The organism is Vibrio sp. 10N.286.52.F8 (assembly GCF_041468745.1).
Lineage (GTDB): Bacteria > Pseudomonadota > Gammaproteobacteria > Enterobacterales > Vibrionaceae > Vibrio > Vibrio crassostreae_C.
In genome coordinates this window covers 1-23,954 of sequence record NZ_JBFRJF010000026.1, presented here as the reverse complement: position 1 = coordinate 23,954, position 23,954 = coordinate 1, and the positions used below count along the sequence as shown (strand labels likewise).

Here is a 23,954-nt window from a genome sequence, read left to right as displayed (position 1 = left end):
ACTCTCTTATAAATCTTATTAATAAGCACTCAGTGCTAGAGAAAGATGCATGACACAGGAAGAACAACAACGTACGCGCCAAGGAGTTTTGCTTGCCGTCGGCGCTTACACAATGTGGGGTATCGCCCCTATATATTTCAAATCTTTAAGTGACGTTTCCCCGTTAGAGATCCTCAGCCACCGTGTAGTATGGTCTTTTTTCCTACTCGCTTTCTTACTGCACATTGGCCGCAGCTGGCGTAAAGTCCGCGACACCTTGACCTCAAAACCAAAAATGCTCTATTTGGTAGCGACGTCTATTTTGGTGGGTGCTAACTGGCTGATCTTTATCTGGGCGGTGAATTCCAATCACATGCTCGATGCCAGTTTGGGGTATTACATCAACCCTCTGATTAACGTGTTACTTGGGATGCTCTTCCTCGGCGAACGCTTACGTAAGCTGCAATGGTTTGCTGTGGCTCTTGCTGCGATTGGCGTATTAATCCAATTAATTGCCTTCGGCTCAGTGCCTATCGTCGCCATTGCCCTAGCCTTTAGCTTTGGTTTTTATGGCTTGCTGCGTAAGAAAGTCAGCTTAGAAGCGCAAACGGGTTTGTTCATTGAAACTCTGGTGATGCTGCCTCTCGCCGCAACCTACTTACTGTTTATTGCCGATAGCCCGACCTCAAACTTATCGATGAACCCGATGCAACTCAACCTGTTACTGGTTGCTGCCGGTGTGATCACCACGGTTCCATTGCTGTGTTTTACTGGCGCTGCAACTCGCTTGAAGCTATCGACACTCGGTTTTTTCCAGTACATAGGTCCAAGCTTGATGTTCTTACTGGCGGTTCTGATTTACGGTGAAGCCTTTACCTCAGATAAAGCAATCACCTTTGCTTTCATATGGGGGGCACTGGTTATTTTCAGCTTTGATGGCCTGCGTAACAACAAGAAGAACAAACGCGCGAAACAGTGATATTGATCGTTTTTTACAAGACAATCCCTTAATACGCAGATAAGCTTGGTTGAATTGATGACTATTTGACCAAGCTTTTTTGTACCATGGATAAAGTCCACTACTACTCTACCCCAACAGAAGATATCAGCCTGATCCAAGCTCAATACCAAGAGTTTGCCTTTCAACGCCACTATCATTTGGACTTTCACATCGGCTTAATTACCCAAGGGCAGCAAAAGTTCGCCTACAAAGGGACGAGCCACCATGTCGGTGCAGGCCAAGTTGTTATCATGCCACCTGATGAGCTGCATGATGGGCACTCCAAACTCGATTCAGGTTATCAAGTCAGTGTGTTTGCAGTTTCTCCCGAATGGTTTCAAGATCTTGCCGATCCCAAGCAAAATGGTCACACATTGGGCTTTTCTGAGTTGATCCTCTCCGATCAAGCGACTTTTTTACAATTGCGTAACCTCCATGGGCTGCTTATCAATCCAAACATCAGCCAACTCGCTCAAGATTGCTTACCATTCGAGGGGTTCTCAACGATTGTCGATCGTTATGCAAAATTTGGATCGAAGAGTGACATCAAACTGGGTAATCAATCGATTAATACACTCAAAGACTATTTGATGGCGAATTTGGACCAGCCAGTGCGATTAGAACAACTGTCTGAGCTGTGCGGCTTAACCACAACTCAATTCCAACGCCACTTTAAGAACAGAATGGGCATCACCCCTTACGCGTGGCTGAGCCGTTTACGTATGGAACAGAGCATGCGCCTGATTAAATCTGGGATCTGTGGTACTAAAGTCGCGCACCAAGTAGGCTTCTATGATCAAGCACACTTCTCCAAGGCATTCAAAACCACATTCGGCGTACCACCCTCACAAATCAACTAAGTGTTGATAATTTACAATTGCTCGATTTCAAATCGCGGTAAGCTACGCTCAATACGATTACTTATTTAATAATAGCGGCAACGTTATTGAGAACTGACATGAACGAAGTCACCATACTGATCACCCTCGCCTCTATCCATTTCATCGCTTTGATGAGCCCCGGCCCTGACTTTGCGTTAGTCGTGCAAAATGCGACACGCCACGGCAGACAAACAGGCTTGTACATTGCGCTTGGTTTATCTTGCGGGATCTTACTGCATTCGTTGCTCAGCCTGACGGGAATCAGTTACCTAGTCCACCAGCAACCAACCCTATTTGCCATTATCCAGTTGGCTGGCGGTAGCTACTTGCTGTACTTAGGCTACGGTGCACTTAAAGCAACCTGGCAAATCATTCAGAACCACGACGATGACGACGATACCGTCAATGCCAAAGATCTGATTCTGACCAACAAGCGTCAGGCATTTTCGAAAGGGTTTGCGACCAATATTCTCAACCCAAAAGCTTTGGTGTTCTTTATTAGCTTGATGTCGAGCTTAGTGCCTGCCGACATGTCTCTATCAGGTAAAGGCTTTGCGCTTATTATCTTGTTTGGTCTGTCTCTGTTTTGGTTTTCACTACTGGCGTGGATGCTTTCGACTAAGGCTCTACAGAAGAAACTTAGCGAAGCAACGGTATACATCGATGGCTTATGTGGCGTGGTATTCAGCCTGATTGGCGCGAGTATTCTTTGGCAGTCGCTGTCCGGTTTAATCGCTTAAATTCGAATCAAGATTACAATTCGTTAACAACGCACTGGCTATCTAATCTTTCCGCTGCCAATCTAGCTCTGCATATTAAAAGGAGAAGATCATGCAGTGGAAAACAAAACTAACAACCCTCGCCACTTCTACCCTACTTTTTGCCTCTCACGTCAGTTGGGCAAATCAAGCTGCCGATTCCGTCGCACCCGAACAAAGTAGTGGTTTAGAAACCAAACAACTCGTTAAAGCCAACGATTGGATGGTCACCGCAGCCAACCCTCTTGCAACACAAGCCGGTGCTGATGTACTTGCCCGTGGTGGTAACGCAATTGACGCCATGGTTGCCGTGCAGCTTATGCTTGGCTTAGTGGAACCTCAGTCATCAGGTATTGGTGGCGGCGCGTTCCTTGTCTATTTTGATGGCAAAGACAAACAGCTCAAGACCTACGATGGCCGTGAAACTGCGCCACTTGATGCCACCCCACGTCTATTCCAAGACGAAAACGGACAACCGCTTAAATTCTATGATGCCGTGGTTGGCGGTCGTTCTGTTGCCACGCCGGGCACGGTGCAATTGCTGTGGGACACTCACCAGAAATACGGCAAGCTCGAATGGGCATCACTGATTAAACCTATCGCTCAGTTAGCTGAAGAAGGTTTTACTATCAGCCCACGTTTAGCCACCTTGATCGAAAACGACCAAGAACGTCTGAGCCGCTTTGCGACAACTAAAGCCTACTTCTTCAATGCCGATGGCAGCCCGAAAGCCGCTGGCACGCAACTTAAGAACCCTGAATACGCGGCAACGTTACACGCTATCTCGAAGGATGGTGCTAAAGCTTTCTACCAAGGTGAGATTTCTGCCGACATCATTAACACAGTACAAACAGCGAAAGGTAACCCGGGCGTATTGGCACAGAAAGATTTCGACGCCTATTCGATCAAGCAGCGCGAACCGGTTTGTTCTGCTTATGAAAGCTACGATATTTGCGGAATGGGGCCACCAAGTTCAGGTGCGTTAACGGTTGGACAAATCCTTGCAATGACTGAGCAGTTTGACCTCAAATCATGGGGGCCAAACGACGCAAAATCTTGGCAAGTGTTAGCAGACGCTTCTCGCTTAGCCTTTGCAGACCGTGGTATGTACATGGCAGACCAAGATTATGTGCCTATGCCAACCCAAGGGTTAGTGAATACTGACTATTTGCAGGAGCGTGCTCAGTTAATTACCGCAGGTAAGGCATTAGACAGCGCACCTTCAGGCACCCCACCGTGGGATCATGCGATGCAGAGAAGCCAAGATGTTTCTATTGAGTTGCCGTCCACCAGCCACTTCAACATTGTCGATAGTGATGGCAATGTCGTATCGATGACTACCACTATTGAGAATGCCTTTGGCTCACGTTTGATGGTTAGAGGTTTCCTACTCAATAACGAACTAACCGACTTCTCATTCAAGACTCATAACGATGGCAAACCTATCGCGAACCGACTTGAACCGGGTAAGCGCCCACGTTCTTCAATGGCACCGACCATCATCATGCAAGACGATAAACCTTACATGGCAATTGGCTCTCCGGGAGGCAGCCGTATCATCGGTTATGTGGCACAAGCGATCATTGCTCACACCCAATGGGACATGGATATCCAACAAGCGATCAACCAACCACACTTCCTAAATCGCTTCGGTACCTTAGATTTGGAAAAAGGAACATCAGCGGAAAACTTCAAACCTGAGCTAGAAAAGATGGGATTTGAGGTCAACGTTCGCGATCTTAACTCGGGTTTACACGCTATTCGCATCACAAAAGATGGTCTAGAAGGTGCTGCAGACCCTCGCCGTGAAGGTGCAGCTATTGGCCAATAGGGAATAATCCTCCCTTTTTACTCGCAGCCTTGTGCGAGATCTCTCACAAGGCAGTGAGTAAATATCGATATTTGATGACGAAATTAGTCACCCACAAACCGTAACCGATTGAAATTAAACAATACGTACATTTATCATTCAAATAATTATATAGAAATTCGCTTATGCACCATTGCTGATAAATAAGGAATCGGTAATATGAATGGTGTCTGAAGGATGCTGACACGGAACAGGAAACGCCAAGGACTTGGTTATCTTCAGGATGAAGATTCGATTACTCAGGATGAATAATCGGCATGGATAGCGAAATGGACATTGAATGGACGCAATAGTAACTAGGATGGTTGCTACTAAGGAAAGACAATGGACACCTCTGGACGAGGAAAGGACTGAACATCAGGATGATGTAAAGGACACCGCTCAAGGAACAAGTGACGCGCGCTAACGAGGATTGTTGGCAGATCAGGATAAGATCAAGGACACCGCTAGGAAGGCGACGAAAGGAATACGCTGAAGGATAACAGCACACTATCATGGATTTGATGCATGGAGCACACTTAGTAGCCGGATTGCTGCGAGTAAGACTATAGACCCCGATGAGCGCAAGCTCTCGGGGTTTTTCTTTATCTGTCGTTTCACTTATTCCTATCTCAAACAAATAAATCAAAGACCTTTAATTACAATTCTGACATTTAAAGCATTCACTTCTTAACCACTTCCGAGTAACGTAAGTCTTACTAGGCTCAACTAGTTTCATAACCATAATTAAACTAAGGACAAATTCATGTCACACGTTACCTTCAAAGGCGCTGCTGTACCACTAACAGGCACATTCCCACAAACTGGCGAACAAGCACCAAGCTTTGCACTAACTGCAGGCGACCTTTCTGAACTGACTCTTGCTTCTCTTGAAGGCAAGAAAGTGGTTCTAAACATCTTCCCAAGTATCGACACAGCAACTTGTGCAACGAGCGTACGTACGTTCAACGCAAAAGCGGCAGAGCTTGAGAACACGGTTGTTGTTTGTATTTCTGCTGACCTACCGTTTGCTGCGGGCCGCTTCTGTGAACTAGAAGGCATTGAAGGCGTTCAACACGCTTCAACTTTCCGTTCTCCTGCATTCGCATCAGACTACGGCGTAGCGATCGCTGAAGGCCCACTAGCAAGCCTAACAACACGTGCAGTTGTCGTTGTTGATGAAAAGGGTGTGGTAACACACAGCGAGTTGGTTGCAGAGATCACTGAAGAACCAAACTACGAAGCGGCACTTGCAGCACTGTAAGTCTCCTTTCTAGGCAGGAATGCCTTAAGCTCGGAACCTGCCTATTTAGACTGGTTTCGAGCAATAAAAAAGAGCAGCCATTGGCTGCTCTTTCTGTTTTTAATGCGGATTACTTTTGAATGCTGAACGGTTTTTAAAGACCAAACTGCTTTTTAGATATTAAAGTAGCAGATTAAAGCTGTTCTAAACGCGCGTAAGCCGTCACTAACCACTTAATCCCTTCACCATTAAACGCCACTTGAACTCGGCTTTGTGGGCCACTTCCTTCGAAGTTGATGATGGTGCCTTCACCAAACTTAGGGTGCTTCACGCGAGAGCCCAAGCTAAAGCCTGTTTCATTGAAGTTCTCTTTCACAGCGGTTTGGCTAAAGCGACCACTGCTTGCAGGGCGGCTGACTTGCGCTTTCATACGCACTTCATCCAGACAGGTCTCTGGTAGCTCACGAATAAAGCGTGACGGTTTGTGGTACTTGTCTTGCCCGTACAATCGACGCATCTCTGCGTAAGTGATATAAAGCTTCTCCATCGCACGGGTCATGCCTACGTAACACAGGCGACGCTCTTCTTCTAAACGCCCCGCTTCTTCGGCCGACATCTGGCTTGGGAACATGCCTTCTTCGACACCCACCATGAACACCATTGGAAACTCTAGGCCTTTAGCACTGTGCAAAGTCATTAACTGAACCGCATCGTCAAACTCATCGGCCTGACCTTCACCCGCTTCCAAAGCTGCGTGAGTTAAGAACGCCGTCAGCATGCTCATCTCATCCGCTTCTTCCGGCTTTTCAAACTGGCGCGTTGCCGTTACCAATTCTTCCAAGTTCTCGATACGTGCCTTCGACTTCTCACCCTTCTCTTGCTCGTACATAGCAAACAGACCCGACGATTTAATCACGTGGTCGGTTTGTTCATGCAGGCTAAGTTCCAACGTGTCATCTTCAAGCGCATTAATCAGCTCGATAAAACGACTTAATGCGCCCGCAGCACGACCGGGTAGCACTTGCTCTTCTATCAAAGCAACACTGGCTTCCCACATGGTTGCACCACGATCACGAGCAGCAAGACGAATCGTTTCTAACGTTTTATCACCCAAGCCACGCGTTGGCGTATTAACCACACGTTCAAACGCGGCATCATTACTGCGGTTGCTCATGAGGCGCATGTAGCTCAAGGCGTCTCTGATTTCTTGACGCTCGAAGAATCGCATGCCGCCGTAGATTCGGTAAGGTAGACCACCTTGGATCAAAGCTTCTTCAAGAACACGAGATTGGGCGTTATTACGATAAAGCATCGCGGTATCTTCTAACGCACCGCCTTTCTCTTGCCACTCTTTGATTTTGCTGACCGTGAAACGTGCTTCATCTAGCTCGTTATAAGCTGAGTACACAGAGATTGGCTCGCCATCGTTACCATCGGTCCACAGCTCTTTACCCATACGTTCGGTGTTGTTCGAGATAAGCTCGTTCGACGCCTGCAGAATGGTTTTAGTTGAACGGTAGTTTTGTTCAAGTCGAACCGTCGAAGCTCCTGGGAATTCATCCAAGAACTTCTGAATATTTTCGATCTTCGCACCACGCCAACCATAGATAGATTGGTCATCATCACCTACGATCATCACGCGACAATCTGGGCCAGCCATCATCCGAAGCCAAGCGTATTGAATGTTGTTGGTATCTTGGAATTCGTCGACAAGGATATGCTTAAAGCGTGCTTGGTAGTGCTCTCGGATGTGTTTCTTATCGCGTAATAGCTCATGCGATCTCAGCAAGATTTCCGCAAAGTCGACCAAGCCAGCACGGTCACATGCTTCTTGGTAAGCAGAATAGATCTTTAACCACGTTTGAGTTATTGGATCATGGTAGGCGTCAATGTGACTTGGGCGTAATCCCTCGTCTTTCTTACCATTAATCCACCAAGAAGCTTGCTTGGCAGGCCACTGCTTTTCATCAAGGTTTTGCGCCTTGATTAAGCGGCGTAGCAAACGAATCTGATCATCAGAATCAATGATCTGGAAATCTTCTGGCAGTTTTGCATCTAGGTAGTGAGCACGAAGGATGCGGTGACAAATACCGTGGAAGGTGCCGTTCCACATGCCTGACGAACTACCCATCATCAACTCTTCAATACGACCACGCATCTCTGCTGCCGCTTTGTTGGTGAAGGTAACCGACATAATAGAGAACGGCGATGCTTGCTCTACGCTTTGCAGCCAAGCAATACGATGCACCAACACTCGCGTTTTACCACTGCCTGCACCTGCCAGAATAAGTAGGTTTTCTAAAGGTGCCGCGACCGCCTCACGTTGTTTATCGTTTAGGCCATCGAGTAAAAGCGAAGGATCTATCATTGGATATGCTCACTACTGGGTATTTATACATAAAAGTTGATTATAACCTAAACACTAGGCTGCGTTTAGGATAATAAGAAGAAAAAACAATCAAAAATTAACATCATTAATTCAATAACTTAAGAGGTGAAACATCATTAATGTTGATATTTTTTATAATGCCGTGAAATTATTTCCCGGTTGTTCCAATCCTTTTTAGTAAGCAAGTTAACAATCCATTAACCTGCGATATGAAAATACTATTAAGTCCTAGAGGGAATGACTATGAAAAATTCTAATCTTGCTGTTACAGCTGCAATCACAAGTGTACTAGCGTTCGGCGGTGCAGTTCTTACATCAGCACCTGCGGAAGCAGCAGCAAAAGAAAAATGCTACGGCGTGGCAAAAGCTGGCCAAAATGATTGTGCAACCAAAACAAGCTCATGTGCGGGTACAGCAAAAGAAGACAACCAATCCGATGCGTTCGTAGTCGTACCTAAAGGGCTATGTGGCAAATTATCAGGTGGTAACACTCAATCATCATAATTGAGCTGCTTAGTATGGTGAGCTGACATTCAGCTCACCTCCACTTCTTGTTAGGAGAATCGTTGTGACTCAAACTCTTCACCCCTACGCAGGGGTTGGCCTTAGAACACCGCACTTGGACTTCTTTAGCCAAAATCCAGCCTTAGTAAGTTGGTTAGAAGTTCACAGCGAGAACTACTTCTTAGCTCAATCACCGCAACGACAACAACTCAGAGAAATTCGTCACGCACACAACATCAGTTGTCACGGTGTTGGGTTGTCGCTAGGTTCTGTTGAGCGCATCAATCAACATCATCTTGTGCAATTAAAAGAGCTCATTGATGATATCGAACCCTTCTTGGTTTCTGATCATCTCAGTTGGAGTCAGACAGGTGGTCATTACTTCAATGACTTGCTACCGCTGCCTTACACAGAAGAAGCATTGGAAGTCTTCTGTCGTAATGTCATCGAGGTTCAAGACAGCTTGCAACGCCCGATGTTGATTGAGAACCCATCGAGCTACCTATCCTTCAAGCATTCTACTATTCCTGAGTGGGAGTTTTTGGCTGAGGTACAAAAGCGTACTGAGTGTCGCCTACTGCTCGATTTCAATAATATTTTCGTCTCATCTTTTAATCATGGCTTTAGTTGTGAAGAGTACTTAAACGGAATACCAGCAGACAAAGTTGAAGAGATTCACTTGGCAGGTTTTACCAAAAAGAAGCTTGAACAAGGTGAGATCTGGATAGACACACACAGTAAACCTGTCTGTGACGAAGTGTGGAAACTCTACACTGACTGGGTTGCACAACATGGTTTGCGCCATACCTTGATTGAGTGGGATCTCGATATCCCAGAGCCACAAGTTTTATTGGCTGAAGCAACCAAAGCCAGTGATATCTTGTATCAACACGACAAGTTCAACCAAAGGAGTCGCGCCTCATGAGCCACTCCCTAGCAGAGGTTCAATTGGAGTTTGCTAACGCCCTACGCTATCAAAACAATGGTGAGTACTGCGACATAGTGAGCGACCATTTTACCGATGAACAACGCATCCAGATTTACCGTAATAACTTTGTGATCAGCTTGAGCGAAGTTCTGGCAGCAACCTACCCACTCACTGAAATGTTGGTTGGTGAAGAGTGCTTCCAACAGATGGCTCGTCAACATGTCTTACATTATCCATCGACCTCTGGTGATGTCAGTGGTTACGGTGAACACTTTGAACAGACTATCCAAGCCTTTCCTGCCGTTATTGAGGCTGCACCTTATCTCGGTGAAGTGGCTTTGTATGAATGGCAGAAAGATAGCTTGGTAAGGTTTTCGTCACAAGCACATGTCGACCAGAGACCTCTTTCTTGCCTTGCAGATGTACCACAAGAGCAACAAGGCGCTTTAGTCTTTCATCTCAAAGATTCAATAACACTGATTCATTCTAGTTACACGATTATCGCGCTTGAACACGCCATCTATCAGCAGCAACTTGATGGGCTAGACATCAACCAAGCTGAATTTGGGGTGTTAATCCGAGCTGAGAATTCACAGGTTGAGAGCCATAGTTTGAGTGAAGAGAGCCACCAACTCCTCACTGAATTGCAATCAGGTCGAACACTCTCAGCAATCGATCCTTTATTACTACAACATCTGAATACTGTTATGGCGCTAAACGTCATCTCAGGTTTTTCAATCAATGCCGAATTGGAGGCATAACATGGATAACAACACAGTCACGAACATGATGGCTCAATACGACAGTTTGATTGAGAAATCACAGGCACTTTTTGTTCCAGTGCTTCTACTATTTTGTCGCCTTTGGGTGGCGTGGGTATTCTTTAATTCTGGACTCACCAAGATAGCTACTTGGGATAGCACGCTTTACTTGTTTGAATTGGAATACCAAGTGCCACTGCTACCTTGGGAATTGGCTGCTTACATGGGCACTGCCGCTGAGTTAATTCTACCGATGTTTTTAGCGCTCGGTTTATTAACACGACCTATGGCTGCGGTGTTGTTCGTTTTCAATATCATTGCTGTCGTGTCTTACCCTGTATTGTGGGATCAAGGCTTCTACGATCATCAGCTTTGGGGGTTAATGATTCTTATCGTTGTCGTGTGGGGCGCAGGACCATTCTCACTTGATAGAGTTTTGAAAGCGCAGTTCAGGAATTAAAATAAGTTTTCACCTCTTTTGAACTGCTAAAGCTAAATGCTACAGCCCAAACGCAAGAAACCACTCAATTGAGTGGTTTCTTTTTTAACTTGGATAAGCTTACTTATTTAGAAAAGCTTGTAGCTCTTCAGCAGAGATGCCTTGCTCTGCAAGTTCTTTTGCCAATAGCTGAACCTGCTCACCCTTACGAGACTCTACCACACGCTGAAATTGGTAAATGATATCTCGCAAAGTATCGATTGGAACTTGTTTTGCCGCACTGCGAATACGCTCTTCACTTTGGTTGCCTAGCTCTTTAAGCAGTTTACCAAACATGACCTTTTCAGGTGCATCTTCCATTTGTTCTAAGACGCGCGCCATTTCGTAGGTTGTTAATGACATTACAGTATTTTCCGTTGGGGACTAACGTTTCAATGAGTGACAAATATACCATGTTTTAACGTTTCGAAAACCGCCATTTGTATATTTTGTCACCCTTGTAACTTATGCCTTAGCAAACGTCGTGTGCCAAGACTTACCCGCTTTGCTCGCAAGCACTAATAACGCAGGAACAATCAGGAACATTTGCAGAGCAATCATCACTTGCGACGTTAAATCAAGACGTTGCATGGTACCCACAAGAAGCCCTGAACCGCTCATTTGGAACAAGCCAAGCAGCGCAGCAGCTGTACCCGCACGGTCACCGAAAGGTTCTAGAGCTTTACCTGCCGCAGCACCAAGAATCCAAGCAAAGCCAACTGACGATAAGAAGATCGGTAGCATGAACGCGATTGGAGTAGCGTGCTCAGCAAGCACCAACATAATCACACCCGCTAAGCCCAGCGTTGAGATACCAACGACCAGTGCTTTATAGGTACCAAAGCGGTCCATAAATTTAGGTGCAGTAAACGCAGCTGCAATGTTGATGGCCGCATTAACACCAAACCAGAAAGTAAACTCTTTCATGGTCAAGCCTAGGTTTTCCATCAACACAACCGGTGCAGAGGTTACATAAGCGAGGATGACCGCCATCGCCAACAGACACAAGGTTGCGTGGAAAAGGAATGATGGTGTTTTCAATACTGACCAGTATCGTTCAAGCTTGAACACCGCAACCTTCTCTGTCGCAGGGTTAGACTCTTTCATTTGGAAGAATAAGATAGTGCCAACAACGACAGCGAAGCCTGCCATAAAGCTAAAGTTCGAACGCCAACCAAATTGATGAGTTAACCAAGCGCCAAGAATGGGTGCCAAAGCAGGAATAAAACAGATTGCACCATTAAGGTAGCTGATCATACGGCCACTCTTCTCTGGACCAAATAGATCGCGAACCGTTGCAAAGGCTGCTACAGAAGTCGCACAAGCTCCTAAGCCTTGTAGCAGCCGAGCCATTAGCATCATATCAATCGATTGAGCTGCCCACGCCAAGCAAGCACTCAATGCATAGATACTAACACCTCCCAATGCAACGGTTCGACGTCCTAACTTATCAGCCAAAGGGCCAGCAAATAATTGCCCGACACCCATGGCGAATAAAAACCAGGTAATCGTATCTTGTGCTAGTGCATGTTCCACGTGAAACGCTGTCGAAATTTGTGGCAGAGCTGGTAGATAGATATCAATAGCCAAAGGGCTAAATAGAACCAGCATTGCCAATAAAGCAACCTGCAGTTTACTAGGGGTTGGAAGCGCGTTAGAAGGCACAAGATTCTCCGAATGAGTTAATTTAGGTGCATAATAACCAACTAAAGATATGAACAAAAATGGCATATACTCATTAGCATTATTCCAAATAGGAAACTCATATGAATATTGAGAAACTATCACGCCTCGACTTAAACCTACTGGTTTGCTTACAGGTGCTGATGGAAGAACTAAGCGTCACGCGCACCGCACATCGATTGTGTCTGAGCCAATCGGCTGTAAGTAAATCGCTAGCCAAGCTTCGTGAACAATTTAATGACCCTCTTTTCACGCGAAGTGCACATGGCCTGCGACCAACTCCAAAAGCGGTTTTCCTTAAGCCTCGCTTAGAAACGTTGATCAACCAACTTGATGTTCTCACTCAGCCAGAGACATTCATTCCCAACAACAGCGACCACAGCTTTCACATCGCTGCCGTTGAGAGTGTTTACCCGCTGATTCTTCCACACTTCTTACCAGCAATATTTAGACAAGCACCTAAGGTCAATATCAACACCCACGCGTGGACCGAACAAACCTTCAAGAAGCTACAGCTTGGTGAATTAGATATTGGACTCACCGGCAAAGACATCGACATCAACGATGCGCGCTTAACCATGCTGCCGCCAGACGATATCTGCGAACAAGAGATCTATCGCGATGCACAAATGTGTGTGTTAAGACGCAACCACCCTGCTCTGAGTGGCAAATGGGATCTGGAAACCTACCTTGCACAGCGTCATGTACAAGTAAGATGTGATGGTAACGATCGTTGGCTGCTCGACTATAAGCTTGCCGACCTTGGTCACCAACGTGATATCGCTATTTCTGTTCCAGACTTCAATAGCGCCGCAAGCCTATGTACCTACACCGACTTTGTGTTTACTGCACCAAGCCACTTTACTTACCTCGTCGCCAAGCAACTCGACTTAGTGGTTGTTCCTTTACCGATGGAATTCCCACCGATGGCATACACTCTGTTTTGGCACCGTGACAGAGAAAATGACCCAGCGTTAACTTGGCTACGAGATATCATCAAAGAAAAAACTCTGCACCTTAGATAAAAATGGCGTACAGCGTTTGCAGCAAACGAACAAAAGCGCTAGCTTATTGACCTAATAAGTCCCCTCGCATGTATATCGACTGTGAGTGTTAACAAGGACCCTAACAATAAGGATAAACACAGATGCACAATATCACTGCTGAACGCGTTGCTGCGGTTCGAGCTTGGCTTGAAACAAACAACCTAGATGCCGTTATCATTCCACATGAAGACGAATATCTAGGTGAATACGTTCCTGCTCATAACGAGCGACTTCACTGGTTAACAGGTTTCACTGGCTCTGCTGGTGCGGCAGTTATCACTCGTGAGAACGCTGCTATTTTTGTTGATGGTCGCTACACGGTTCAGGTTCGTAAGCAGGTACCAGCAGAGTTATTTGAGTATCGCCACCTTATTGAAGAGCCGGCTTTAGATTGGATCACCAGTTCTCTAGCACAAGGCAGCAAGGTTGCATTCGACCCACGCATGCACACTGCTGCTTGGTTGAAAGGCGCTCAAGCTAAACTGGCAGAGAAAGTTGAACTAACAACACTATCTTCGAATCCAATTGATGAGCTTTGGTCTGATCGTCCTGAGCCGGTGGTATCTGATGTTCGCTTAATGGCAACAGACGCAGTAGGCCAATCAAGTGAAAGCAAACGTGCGGAGATTGCTGGCTTACTAAAAGCCAAAGGTGCTGATGCCGCTATCCTTACGGAACTCGATTCGATCTGTTGGTTGCTTAACATTCGCGGCTTGGACGTATCTCGCCTACCTGTTGTGTTATCCAATGCGATCATCCACGCCGATGAAAGCGTCGACTTCTTCCTAGACCCAGCTCGTATTCCTACGGGCTTTGAAGCACACGTTGGCAATGGTATTCGCGTATCTCACCCATCAGAGCTTGAAGTACGCCTTCAATCTTTGGAAGGCAAAAATGTATCTGTCGATTCAGGTACCAGTAACGCTTGGTACACGCTGGTTCTACAAAACTCTGGTGCTCATATCATTGAAGCAGCAGACCCATGCCTAATGCCAAAAGCAGCAAAGAATGAAACTGAAATTGCCGGCATGAAAGCGTGTCACATTCGTGATGGTGTTGCGATGGCGAAGTTCCTATCTTGGATTGATGCAGAAGTCACGCAAGGTAATCTGCACAATGAAGCTGTGCTAGCAGACAAAGTTCAATCATTCCGCGAACAAGACCCAACGCTGATGGACCTAAGTTTTGACACGATTTCAGCAGCAGGCGGCAACGCAGCAATGTGTCACTACAACCACGAGAACCAACCTGAACCAGGTCAGTTAGAGATGAATACTCTTTACCTAGTCGATTCAGGCGGTCAGTACCTAGATGGTACAACCGACATCACTCGAACTATCGCGATTGGCCAGCCAAGCGACGAAATGATCCAGCAGTTCACGTTAGCGCTTAAAGGTCACATCGGTATCGCGCGTGCACGTTTCCCACAGGGTACTCGTGGTTTCCAACTTGATATTCTAGCTCGCCAACACTTATGGGCAGAAGGCTTCGACTACGACCACGGTACTGGTCACGGTGTTGGTCATTTCCTAAGTGTTCATGAAGGTCCGCAAAGCATCTCTAAGAAGCTAATCGATGTACCTCTTGTTGAAGGCATGGTGTTATCAAACGAGCCGGGTTACTACCGTGCAGATGAATTTGGTATCCGTATCGAAAACCTAGAACTGGTGGTTGAGCTGCCAACTCAAGGTGACTTCTCAGTACTAACGTTTGAGTCGCTAACACGTTGCCCTATCGATAAGCGCAACATCAACGTCGATTTACTGACACGACCTGAACTTGCATGGCTTAATGATTACCACCAGAAAGTATGGAACGATGTTAGCCCATTAGTTGAAGGTGATACATTGGAATGGTTACGCCAATCAACCACTCCACTTGCTCATGCTTAATGCTTAGCTAATTCAAACTTAATGAAATGAAAAACGGCCACCTTAGGGTAGCCGTTTTTATTTGTTGATTTAACTTCGTCGATGTTTCACGTGGAACATAAATCTGCGTGTTCGCTAACCAGAGTAAGCACTGTGCCAGTCTCTCCACACAGGATCAAAACCACGTTGACGAATCATTGACTCAACATCGGCAGCACTTCGCTCATCACTTATTTCAAATTGCTCGAGTTCTTCTTCATCAGAAGCATAACCACCAGGCTGGGTTTTAGACGCAGCCGACATACTGGTGATTCCCAATGGCAACACATTGTCACGGAAAGCTGCAGACTCACGAGTCGAGAGAGACAATTCAACCTCAGGGTTTAATAAACGATACGCACAGATAAGTTGAACCAACTGTTTATCACTCATAATCGATTTAGGCTGCAAACCACCCTCACACGGACGAAGACGTGGGAATGAAATCGAGTAACGTGTTTGCCAATAAGTACGCTCAAGATAGTCTAAGTGAGCGGCCACGAAGAAACAGTCGGTACGCCAATCTTCCAAGCCAATCAAAGCGCCAATACCTATCTTATCAATACCCGCTTTTGCCAAACGATCGGGCGTTTCGAGCCGGTATTCAAAATCCATTTTATTGCCACGCAAGTGGTGTTCCGCGTAGGTACTTGGGCTATACGTTTCTTGGTAAACCATCACCGCATCTAAGCCGAGAGTTTTAAGCTCTGCGTAGTCATCTTGATCAAGCGGCTGCACTTCCATCGCAAGATAGTTAAATTGTGCCTTAATATTCGGTAGCACTTCACGGAAGTACTTCATCCCGACCTTGGTTTCATGTTCACCAGTCACCAACAATACACTATCAAACTTCATCTTTTTGATAGCGGCACTTTCAGCATCGATTTCATCTAAAGTAAGTGTGCGACGCTTAATGCGGTTCTCCATTGAGAAACCACAATACGTGCACGCATTCGCACATAAGTTTGAGAGGTACAATGGAATATACAACGACATTGTATTGCCGAATCGCTTGCGTGTGAGTGCCAACGATTGTTGCGCCATCTGCTCTAAGTAAGGTTCTGCTGCCGGAGAGATAAGAGCCTTAAAGTCTTCCAAGTCGCGTTTAGGTTTACTCAGAGCGCGCTCAACATCCGCTGCCGTTTTACTGAAGATGGACATACCAATGTCATCCCAGTTGAGCTGTTTAAATCGATCAACAAACGTCATAAGGACACTACTCGTCTAGGAATGAAGTTAGCGGACTAGAAGCAACCGCATGAGACACCTGTCCAGCAAGACCAGAAAGGTAAGCCATACGGCCAGCTTCAACTGCCAGTTTAAAAGCAATCGCCATATCAACGGGTTGTTGAGAAGCCGCAATTGCAGTATTAACTAACACGGCATCCGCGCCCATTTCCATTGCACGAGCAGCATGCGATGGCGCACCAATACCAGCGTCAACAATCACAGGGACGTTCGCTTGGTCGATAATGATCTCTAAGAAGTCTGCCGAAGCGATACCTTTGTTCGACCCAATCGGCGCACCTAGCGGCATAACCGCAGCACAACCCACCTCTTCCAATCGTTTACACAACACTGGGTCAGCATGACAGTAAGGCAACACAACAAAGCCATCTTTAACCATTTGCTCAGCCGCTTTTAATGTCTCAATTGGGTCTGGCATCAAGTACTTTGGATCAGGGTGAATTTCCAGTTTGAGCCAGTTTGTGCCTAGCGCTTCGCGAGCCAAATGCGCAGCAAAGATGGCATCCTTCGCGTTCTTCGCCCCGGAGGTATTTGGTAACAAGTTCACGCCAGCATCAATGATGGGCTGTAAAATATCATCTTGCTCAGAGCGAATATCAACTCTCTTCAACGCCATGGTTGCCAGTTGAGAACCGGAAGCTTCGATAGCACTCGCCATTAAATGTTTATTCGCGAACTTGCCCGTTCCAGTAAAGAGTCGTGATTGAAATGTTTTATCTGCGATAGTTAACATAGTTAGCCTCCTGCAATAGCTTGGAAAAGAGAAATAGCATCGCCTTCATTGACGACCCTTTGTTGCCACTGACTACGCGGGACAACCGCATTATTGATAGCAAAGACACAACCCAGATCGGGTAGTGAAAGCGCTTGGATGATATCCGCTAGAGACGACGATTGTGCAACCTGTTCTGGTTGCTCATTGATAGAGATCGTTATGTTGCTCATTGGGTTTCTTCTTCTAAATAGTTAACTGTAGATGTGCAGCAAACGGGGCATTCACTATCTTGAGTGACACTTAAGTTTTGCCAGTTCATCGTCTGACCATCAAACAGTTTGAGCTGATGTGTTGCAACCTGGAACTCGCCAGTGCTAATACGTTGAATCGCTGCCAGTGCTTGGAGGTTGCCTATGGTGCCAACAACTGGGCCGATGATGCCGCTATCGCTACAACGTGTCGTTTGTGGATGATGACTGAACGGGAACAAACAGTGATAGCACCCTTTCTGCATCTGATAATCAAAGACAATAAACTGACCTTTCCATCCGATCGCAGAACCAGAAACCAAAGGTGTCTTGCTACCAAAACATGCTTGGTTAACCTGCTGACGTGACTCAAAGTTGTCAGTACAATCCAACACCAAATCAGCGAGCATCACCTCAAGCTCAAGCTGGCTCTGAGTCATTCGCCTATTGATGGTTCTCACTTGGTTTCGACCATTAAGCTCAGTCAGTTTTTGCTTCAGAGCTTCGACCTTAGGCGAACCTAACTGGCTTTCCTTGAACGCAACTTGTCGTTGAAGGTTAGACGAATCCACACAATCATCATCAACTAATACGATTTTCCCGATACCGGAAGCCGCAAGATAGAGAGCCGCAGCATTGCCTAAGCCACCACAACCGATGACCAATACATGGCTATCTAATAGATTGCGTTGCCCTTGCTCACCCACTTCAGGAAGTGCGAGTTGTCGTTGATAACGAATGAATTCGAAATCATTCAGCATGACTTAGCTCCTGAGTTACCTCTTTAGCAGCACCTGAAGAACGGTCAGCCATTAATGCTTCGAAGAACTCAATCACTTGTTTTGGGTCTTCGGCTAACGTAATCGCACGTACAACAGCAAGGCTCGATACCCCACAACTCCACACCTGTGCGGCCGTCGACTGGTCAATTCCACCAATCGCAACTGTCGGATAACCGGTGAGTTCTTCTGTGTATGGGATAGTATCAATCAGCTGCTGATAGAGAGATAAACGCACAAGTCCTTGAGGCTTCGATGGCATCTGCTTAGTGGTGGTTGGGAATATATGCCCCAGCGCAATATAGCTTGGGTTGATTTGCACAATGCGTAGCAACTCGTAATAACCATGAGTCGATAGACCGATCTTAATACCAGCTTGGCTCAGTTGAGATAGGTTGGATTCTTCGATGTCCTCTTGCCCCAAATGAACACCAAAAGCATCATGCTTAAGTGCCAATTGCCAATAGTCATTGATAAAAACCTGAGCGTTGTGCTCTCTACCGAGTTCGATAGATCGCGCGATTTGTTGTTCTAAATCTGCTTGCTGTGGGTTCTTAATACGCAGTTGAACTGTGTTAATTCCAAGCTTGAGCAGCCTTTCGATCCACTCAACATCATCAACCACTGGGTATAGTCCTAGGCTACTCTTACTCAATTCCGGGAACGACAGTGATGTTCCTTGGTGCGCCCAACCAACACTAATATCCAGTCGCTCATCTTCGAGAACGGGAATAGGAAAGTTTTGATAGTTTGCTGGCCATGTTCCACGTGAAACACTAGATGCTGCGCGAGCTAAAACCAGTGCATCTTCTAATGGGAATTCCAACGCCAACAAAGTAAGTAACCAAGCAAAGTGGCCACGACTATCTAACTCCTGATGAGCTGGAGTTTCACTCTTGATAGCACGATTAGAATCTAGCTGTGACCAGATATCCAATGCAGCTGAGTCATCTAAGACACCGATATAGATGGTATTCGGAGTTTGTGCCAAGGCATCGCGGACACCAGCTAGCGCCACTGAATGACTGTAATAAACGATATGATCAAGCTCACTTGAGCGACACTCCGCCAATGAATCAACATCATGAGCAAAACCAATAGATAACGCTTGCTGAGCATCAACGATAGAGAAGCATTGAGTTGGGCTTACACCCAACTCAACTGCATCGGTTGCCAAGCCTTGTCGCTTAGCAACCAATAGACAGCTTTGCACCTCTCCCGTTAGCTCAATATTTTGAGATGGGATAAGAATCTTCACTGTCATTATTCCTCTAATTGAGCTTCTTTTGCGCCTACTGCTGGGTGATAAAGTTCAGAGCCAGTATCACGGAACTCTTGTGATTTCTGACGCATCCCTTCCAACGGATTATCAAGCATCTTAATCTCGATAGCCTGATCAGCAGCCACTTGTTCAGTGTCTTTCGCGTACTCTCGAACTTCTTGAGAGATCTTCATTGAACAGAATTTAGGTCCACACATAGAGCAGAAGTGAGCAACCTTGCCCGATTCTTGTGGCAGGGTTTCATCGTGGAAAGAACGGGCTGTTTCTGGATCTAAAGCTAGATTAAATTGGTCTTCCCAACGGAATTCAAAACGAGCTTTAGATAATGCATTATCTCGGATTTGTGCGCCCGGATGCCCTTTTGCCAAGTCTGCTGCATGTGCTGCCAGCTTGTAAGTAATCAAGCCAGTCTTCACATCTTCTTTATTTGGTAAGCCCAAATGCTCTTTAGGTGTTACATAACAAAGCATCGCACAGCCGTACCAACCAATCATCGCCGCGCCAATACCAGAGGTAATGTGGTCATAACCCGGTGCAATATCAGTGGTCAGCGGGCCTAACGTATAGAAAGGCGCTTCATGGCAGTGCTCTAACTGCTCATCCATGTTCTCTTTAATAAGATGCATAGGTACATGTCCAGGACCTTCAATGATCACCTGAACATCGTATTCCCAAGCCACTTTAGTTAACTCACCTAGAGTACGTAACTCCGAGAACTGAGCCTCATCATTGGCATCTGCAATAGAGCCAGGACGTAGGCCGTCACCTAGTGACAAAGCCACATCGTACTTCGCACAGATCTCACAGATCTCGCGGAAGTGTGTGTATAGGAAGCTTTCTTGGTGATGTGCAAGACACCATTTCGCGATAATAGAGCCACCACGAGAAACAATACCTGTCACACGCTTAGCCGTCATAGGAACATAACGAAGAAGCAAACCAGCATGGATAGTGAAGTAATCAACGCCCTGCTCCGCTTGTTCAATCAAAGTATCGCGCATCACTTCCCAGTTAAGGTCTTCGGCTACGCCATTCACTTTCTCAAGCGCCTGATACATAGGAACCGTACCAATCGGCACTGGGCTATTACGTAGGATCCATTCACGAGTCTCGTGGATATTACGGCCAGTAGAAAGGTCCATCACGGTATCTCCACCCCAACGAGTTGACCATACTAGCTTCTCAACTTCTTCTTCAATCGAAGAACTTACTGAAGAGTTACCGATATTGGCGTTCACTTTCACTAAGAAGTTTCGTCCAATAATCATCGGCTCGGATTCAGGATGGTTAATGTTCGACGGAATGATAGCTCGGCCTTCAGCGACTTCTTTACGCACGAACTCAGGGGTGATTTCTTTCGGCAGGTTTGCGCCAAAATTATGGCCAGGGTGTTGGTGGTTTAGCTGCTCATCAGCAAATTTCTGACGTCCCATGTTCTCACGTATCGCAATGTACTCCATCTCAGGAGTGATAATTCCCTGACGAGCATAGTGCAACTGAGTAACACATTGATCGCCAGTCGCGCGACGAATTCTAGGCAGATTACCGTAACGAAGGTCGTCTAGAGTTTCATCTTCTAAACGCTCTTTGGTATAAACAGAACTTACATCGTCTAATAGTTCTGTATTACCACGCTCTTCAATCCATTGCTCTCGTAACTTAGGAAGGCCACTGTAAAGGTCAATTTCGTGCGTAGGGTCAGTATAAACACCAGAAGTGTCGTATGCATGAATTGGTGCATTAGGTTCGAATACAGGCTCTTTTTTGGTACCACCAACAAGGCTATCTGCTAGTGATATTTCTCGTACAGGGACTTGAATGTCCTCGCGAGATCCTTGGATATAAGCTTTTTTTGAATTTGGATAAGGTTGTACGGATAAAGAATCAATGAAATTCTTCGCTTCCAGTCTTGCTTGTTTACGACTCGACATAGCATTTTTCCTTGGCTTTTAGCCATTATTTATAGGGATAAAAATGCTTGACGGATAAGATGCTACAAGAGGGATCACAGCAAGAAAATGCAGTTGTGATCTGGAGATAGATCTCTAGAAGGATTCTAGTTAGATATCTACTCTTGTTCCCTTCGCAGGTATTAGCCTGATCAGGTTCAACGGATCCCGAGTTAACGGTCTCAGCCATATGGCACTCCGACAAGTACGATCGAGTATATAAAAACGGCTTGGATAAACCAAGCCGAGTTGTTAACAAATCGTAAGAAAGTTTTATGACTTTATCAAAAGTTGGAAGCCGATCCATGCGGCTGAAATACTAAGAACCACATTGAGCAGTACATTGAGTCCCATCTTGAAGAACGCGCCCTGCTGCATAAGAAGCACGTTATCCATCGAAAACGTAGAAAATGTCGTCAGGGCTCCAAGGAAACCAAGACCGATAATTTGTCTCCACGGCTCCGTCGCAACCATCTCATTTTCAAACGCGGCGATGAGCAACCCCATAATCAAAGAGCCAATCACGTTAACAGTCAGCGTACCGTAAGGAAAACCACGCCCTAACATCACAACGCATAACTCTGAAATCAAGTAACGTGAACAAGCACCAAACGCGCCACCGATGGCGATAAAACCTAGAATAGATAACTGACCCATGAATCCTCCCAAACAATAATCCCTATATTCTAGCTTTAACGCCGATAAAAGCGAGGGTAGAAACTAAGAATGCATGCGCAAATATTAAACGTTACAGGTGTCACTTAACTTCAATATATCCCATCAAACCCGTTTTCATGTGTTCTATAACATGACAATGATACATCCAGCGGCCAGGGTTGTCGGCTACAAATGCAGCTTTAGCTCGGCCATTTTTTCCAAGTAACACTGTATCAGTATGGAAAGGTTCTTCAACTTTCTTCCCATCAAGTTCCAATACAGTGAATGTATGGCCGTGAATGTGAATCGGGTGATGATATTGAGTGACGTTCTTAAGATCGAATATATAGGTTTTTCCCAGCTCTAAAGTCGCCAACGGTTCAGGGATATTATCTTTGCTCATCCCCTCCCATGCTCGTTTATTAGTTAGCCAAAACTTAGGCATAGATTTTCCATCTTTAGATACTGGAGAAACCGCCCCTTCCCATTCAAATAAAAAGTCGATTTCTTCTGCATTAGCCAAATCTAAATTGGGCACAGGATTAAGGGGTAAAGAAGGCAGAGAGCGATTCTCAACAAGGGTTGAATCTACAACCTCGAACTCACACAAAGAGAAAGGAAAGCGTCCTTTCATTTGAAGGACGCTAACTCGCCCACCGGCTTTGGGGGCTATCAGTCCAATATCCACTCGCATCCCTGGACCAATTTTATGTTGCGTCAGCTTATAAGGTGTTTTTACAGGGTTACCATCAATGGCAATCACCCATGCCTCAGCCCCTTCGACAGCTATAGGGTAAGTGATCGTATTGTCGACATTAGCGATACGTAGCCTGGTTGTTGCATGTTGTTTTAACTCATAGACAGGCTCATGTATTCCATTAACGCTACTCCACTCTCCTGGCGTACCCATACGAGCACTGAGTCGTGGGATCATTAGATCTTTCCATTGGCCTTTCTTATCTATATGCCAATGTTTAAGCATCAGTGCGTGCTCTTCATCAAACGGCACTGGAATGCTCTCCTCAACGATAATTAGACCAACCAAGCCCATACCAAGCTGCTTAACGCTGTTCATATGTGGGTGATACCAAAACGTGCCAGCATCTGGTGGCGTAAATTCATAAATGAATGTTTCACCTGGCATGATCGGTGGTTGGCTCAAGAAGGGAACCCCATCCATTTCGATAGGAATCCTTAAACCATGCCAATGAATAGTTGTCGGTTCTGATAGCTTGTTGGTAAAACGGATCGTTACCTTTTCACCTTGTCGACATCGAATCGTTGGTGCTGGAATCTGACCATTAAAGCCTAGAATATCAGTCTCAAACCCCGTCACGAGTTCAGCGGTTGAAGGCTCTGCCGTTAAGTCATAAACATACTTTCCTTGTTCATCAACCGACCGTTTCATTGAGCAAGCGGGCAGTACAGTGAGTGCAGATATAGCGAGAGATGATTGAATAAACTTACGACGGGAGATATCCATATTTGTTGCCTTTTAGTAATAACGACTAAAATTTAACAAAATATTGAGAACAGTTCTCATAAAGAAGCGTAGTTTGTGCTGTTGGTTGTTTATAAAAGAGACTGGGATAAGTAAGCACTTACACTTTTAAGGCCAGGTTTTATTAAAAGCAGGAATTACCGACTAATACCAATTAAAGTAAAAA

The 23,954-nt window shown here is 45.8% G+C and carries 22 protein-coding genes and 1 riboswitch; of the genes, 11 read left to right on the top strand and 11 right to left on the bottom strand.

Annotation, left to right across the window (positions count from 1 at the left end; translation table 11 throughout):
• Nucleotides 1-49: 49 nt before the first annotated feature.
• The 5 genes from rarD (at nucleotide 50) to tpx (ending at nucleotide 5,731) form a co-directional block, all read left to right on the top strand.
• Nucleotides 50-958 (top strand): EamA family transporter RarD, encoded by a 909-nt coding sequence (rarD, locus tag AB4133_RS14130; RefSeq protein WP_017061330.1) that lies wholly within the window; start codon nucleotides 50-52, stop codon nucleotides 956-958.
• A gap of 86 nt (nucleotides 959-1,044) precedes the next feature.
• Entirely contained in the window at nucleotides 1,045-1,839 is a 795-nt protein-coding gene (locus AB4133_RS14125) for an AraC family transcriptional regulator (protein WP_137002269.1), read from the top strand.
• A 98-nt stretch (nucleotides 1,840-1,937) separates the two neighbouring features.
• The gene (locus tag AB4133_RS14120; protein WP_017061328.1) at nucleotides 1,938-2,600 is read left to right on the top strand and encodes a LysE family translocator; all 663 of its coding nucleotides are present in this window, start codon (nucleotides 1,938-1,940) and stop codon (nucleotides 2,598-2,600) included.
• A gap of 91 nt (nucleotides 2,601-2,691) precedes the next feature.
• Complete coding sequence (gene ggt / locus AB4133_RS14115) at nucleotides 2,692-4,449, top strand: gamma-glutamyltransferase (RefSeq protein ID WP_017062985.1); 1,758 nt, start codon at nucleotides 2,692-2,694, stop codon at nucleotides 4,447-4,449.
• Between the two features lie 784 nt (nucleotides 4,450-5,233).
• A complete protein-coding gene (tpx, locus tag AB4133_RS14110) occupies nucleotides 5,234-5,731 on the top strand; it encodes a thiol peroxidase (RefSeq protein WP_004736648.1) in 498 nt (165 codons plus the stop codon).
• 172 nt (nucleotides 5,732-5,903) lie between these two features.
• Here tpx and uvrD read toward each other — a convergent pair whose 3' ends face one another.
• Nucleotides 5,904-8,078 (bottom strand): DNA helicase II, encoded by a 2,175-nt coding sequence (gene uvrD / locus AB4133_RS14105; RefSeq protein WP_017061325.1) that lies wholly within the window; start codon nucleotides 8,076-8,078, stop codon nucleotides 5,904-5,906.
• A 264-nt stretch (nucleotides 8,079-8,342) separates the two neighbouring features.
• Between uvrD and AB4133_RS14100 the strand changes: the two genes are divergently transcribed.
• The 4 genes from AB4133_RS14100 (at nucleotide 8,343) to AB4133_RS14085 (ending at nucleotide 10,752) form a co-directional block, all read left to right on the top strand.
• Nucleotides 8,343-8,603, top strand: a complete 261-nt coding sequence (locus tag AB4133_RS14100; protein WP_004736650.1) for a DUF2282 domain-containing protein — start codon at nucleotides 8,343-8,345, stop codon at nucleotides 8,601-8,603.
• 64 nt (nucleotides 8,604-8,667) lie between these two features.
• A complete protein-coding gene (locus tag AB4133_RS14095; protein WP_017061324.1) occupies nucleotides 8,668-9,528 on the top strand; it encodes a DUF692 domain-containing protein in 861 nt (286 codons plus the stop codon).
• Nucleotides 9,525-10,292, top strand: coding sequence for a DNA-binding domain-containing protein (locus tag AB4133_RS14090; RefSeq protein WP_017061323.1), 768 nt, complete (start codon nucleotides 9,525-9,527; stop codon nucleotides 10,290-10,292). The genes AB4133_RS14095 and AB4133_RS14090 overlap by 4 nt, the downstream gene beginning before the upstream one ends.
• A 1-nt stretch (nucleotide 10,293) precedes the next feature.
• Nucleotides 10,294-10,752 carry a DoxX family protein gene (locus AB4133_RS14085; RefSeq protein WP_017061322.1) on the top strand — a complete coding sequence of 153 codons (459 nt, stop codon included), beginning with the start codon at nucleotides 10,294-10,296 and terminating at the stop codon, nucleotides 10,750-10,752.
• Between the two features lie 99 nt (nucleotides 10,753-10,851).
• Here the strand turns inward: AB4133_RS14085 and AB4133_RS14080 are convergent, their stop codons facing one another.
• The gene (locus AB4133_RS14080; protein ID WP_009848181.1) at nucleotides 10,852-11,133 is read right to left on the bottom strand and encodes a hypothetical protein; all 282 of its coding nucleotides are present in this window, start codon (nucleotides 11,131-11,133) and stop codon (nucleotides 10,852-10,854) included.
• A gap of 102 nt (nucleotides 11,134-11,235) precedes the next feature.
• A complete protein-coding gene (locus tag AB4133_RS14075; RefSeq protein ID WP_372224827.1) occupies nucleotides 11,236-12,435 on the bottom strand; it encodes a multidrug effflux MFS transporter in 1,200 nt (399 codons plus the stop codon).
• A 101-nt stretch (nucleotides 12,436-12,536) separates the two neighbouring features.
• Between AB4133_RS14075 and AB4133_RS14070 the strand changes: the two genes are divergently transcribed.
• A complete protein-coding gene (locus AB4133_RS14070; RefSeq protein ID WP_012605070.1) occupies nucleotides 12,537-13,478 on the top strand; it encodes a LysR family transcriptional regulator in 942 nt (313 codons plus the stop codon).
• A gap of 122 nt (nucleotides 13,479-13,600) precedes the next feature.
• Nucleotides 13,601-15,391, top strand: coding sequence for an aminopeptidase P family protein (locus AB4133_RS14065; RefSeq protein WP_372224825.1), 1,791 nt, complete (start codon nucleotides 13,601-13,603; stop codon nucleotides 15,389-15,391).
• A 114-nt stretch (nucleotides 15,392-15,505) separates the two neighbouring features.
• Here AB4133_RS14065 and thiH read toward each other — a convergent pair whose 3' ends face one another.
• The 8 genes from thiH to AB4133_RS14025 form a co-directional block, all read right to left on the bottom strand.
• Nucleotides 15,506-16,618 (bottom strand): 2-iminoacetate synthase ThiH, encoded by a 1,113-nt coding sequence (gene thiH, locus AB4133_RS14060; protein WP_017061318.1) that lies wholly within the window; start codon nucleotides 16,616-16,618, stop codon nucleotides 15,506-15,508.
• Between the two features lie 7 nt (nucleotides 16,619-16,625).
• Nucleotides 16,626-17,390 carry a thiazole synthase gene (locus tag AB4133_RS14055; protein ID WP_017061317.1) on the bottom strand — a complete coding sequence of 255 codons (765 nt, stop codon included), beginning with the start codon at nucleotides 17,388-17,390 and terminating at the stop codon, nucleotides 16,626-16,628.
• Nucleotides 17,391-17,392: 2 nt separating this feature from the next.
• On the bottom strand, nucleotides 17,393-17,602 hold the full coding sequence (gene thiS / locus AB4133_RS14050) for a sulfur carrier protein ThiS (RefSeq protein WP_017061316.1): 210 nt from the start codon (nucleotides 17,600-17,602) through the stop codon (nucleotides 17,393-17,395).
• Nucleotides 17,599-18,381, bottom strand: coding sequence for a HesA/MoeB/ThiF family protein (locus tag AB4133_RS14045; RefSeq protein WP_017062994.1), 783 nt, complete (start codon nucleotides 18,379-18,381; stop codon nucleotides 17,599-17,601). The genes thiS and AB4133_RS14045 overlap by 4 nt, the downstream gene beginning before the upstream one ends.
• On the bottom strand, nucleotides 18,371-19,663 hold the full coding sequence (locus AB4133_RS14040; RefSeq protein WP_017061314.1) for a thiamine phosphate synthase: 1,293 nt from the start codon (nucleotides 19,661-19,663) through the stop codon (nucleotides 18,371-18,373). Before AB4133_RS14040 ends, AB4133_RS14045 begins: the two co-directional genes overlap by 11 nt.
• Nucleotides 19,663-21,612, bottom strand: coding sequence for a phosphomethylpyrimidine synthase ThiC (gene thiC / locus AB4133_RS14035; protein WP_372224822.1), 1,950 nt, complete (start codon nucleotides 21,610-21,612; stop codon nucleotides 19,663-19,665). The genes AB4133_RS14040 and thiC overlap by 1 nt, the downstream gene beginning before the upstream one ends.
• A 130-nt stretch (nucleotides 21,613-21,742) precedes the next feature.
• Nucleotides 21,743-21,841: riboswitch (TPP riboswitch) on the bottom strand.
• 62 nt (nucleotides 21,842-21,903) lie between these two features.
• Entirely contained in the window at nucleotides 21,904-22,287 is a 384-nt protein-coding gene (gene crcB / locus AB4133_RS14030) for a fluoride efflux transporter CrcB (RefSeq protein WP_004736665.1), read from the bottom strand.
• Nucleotides 22,288-22,387: 100 nt separating this feature from the next.
• A complete protein-coding gene (locus AB4133_RS14025; protein WP_372098575.1) occupies nucleotides 22,388-23,770 on the bottom strand; it encodes a multicopper oxidase family protein in 1,383 nt (460 codons plus the stop codon).
• Between the last annotated feature and the right edge of the window lie 184 nt (nucleotides 23,771-23,954).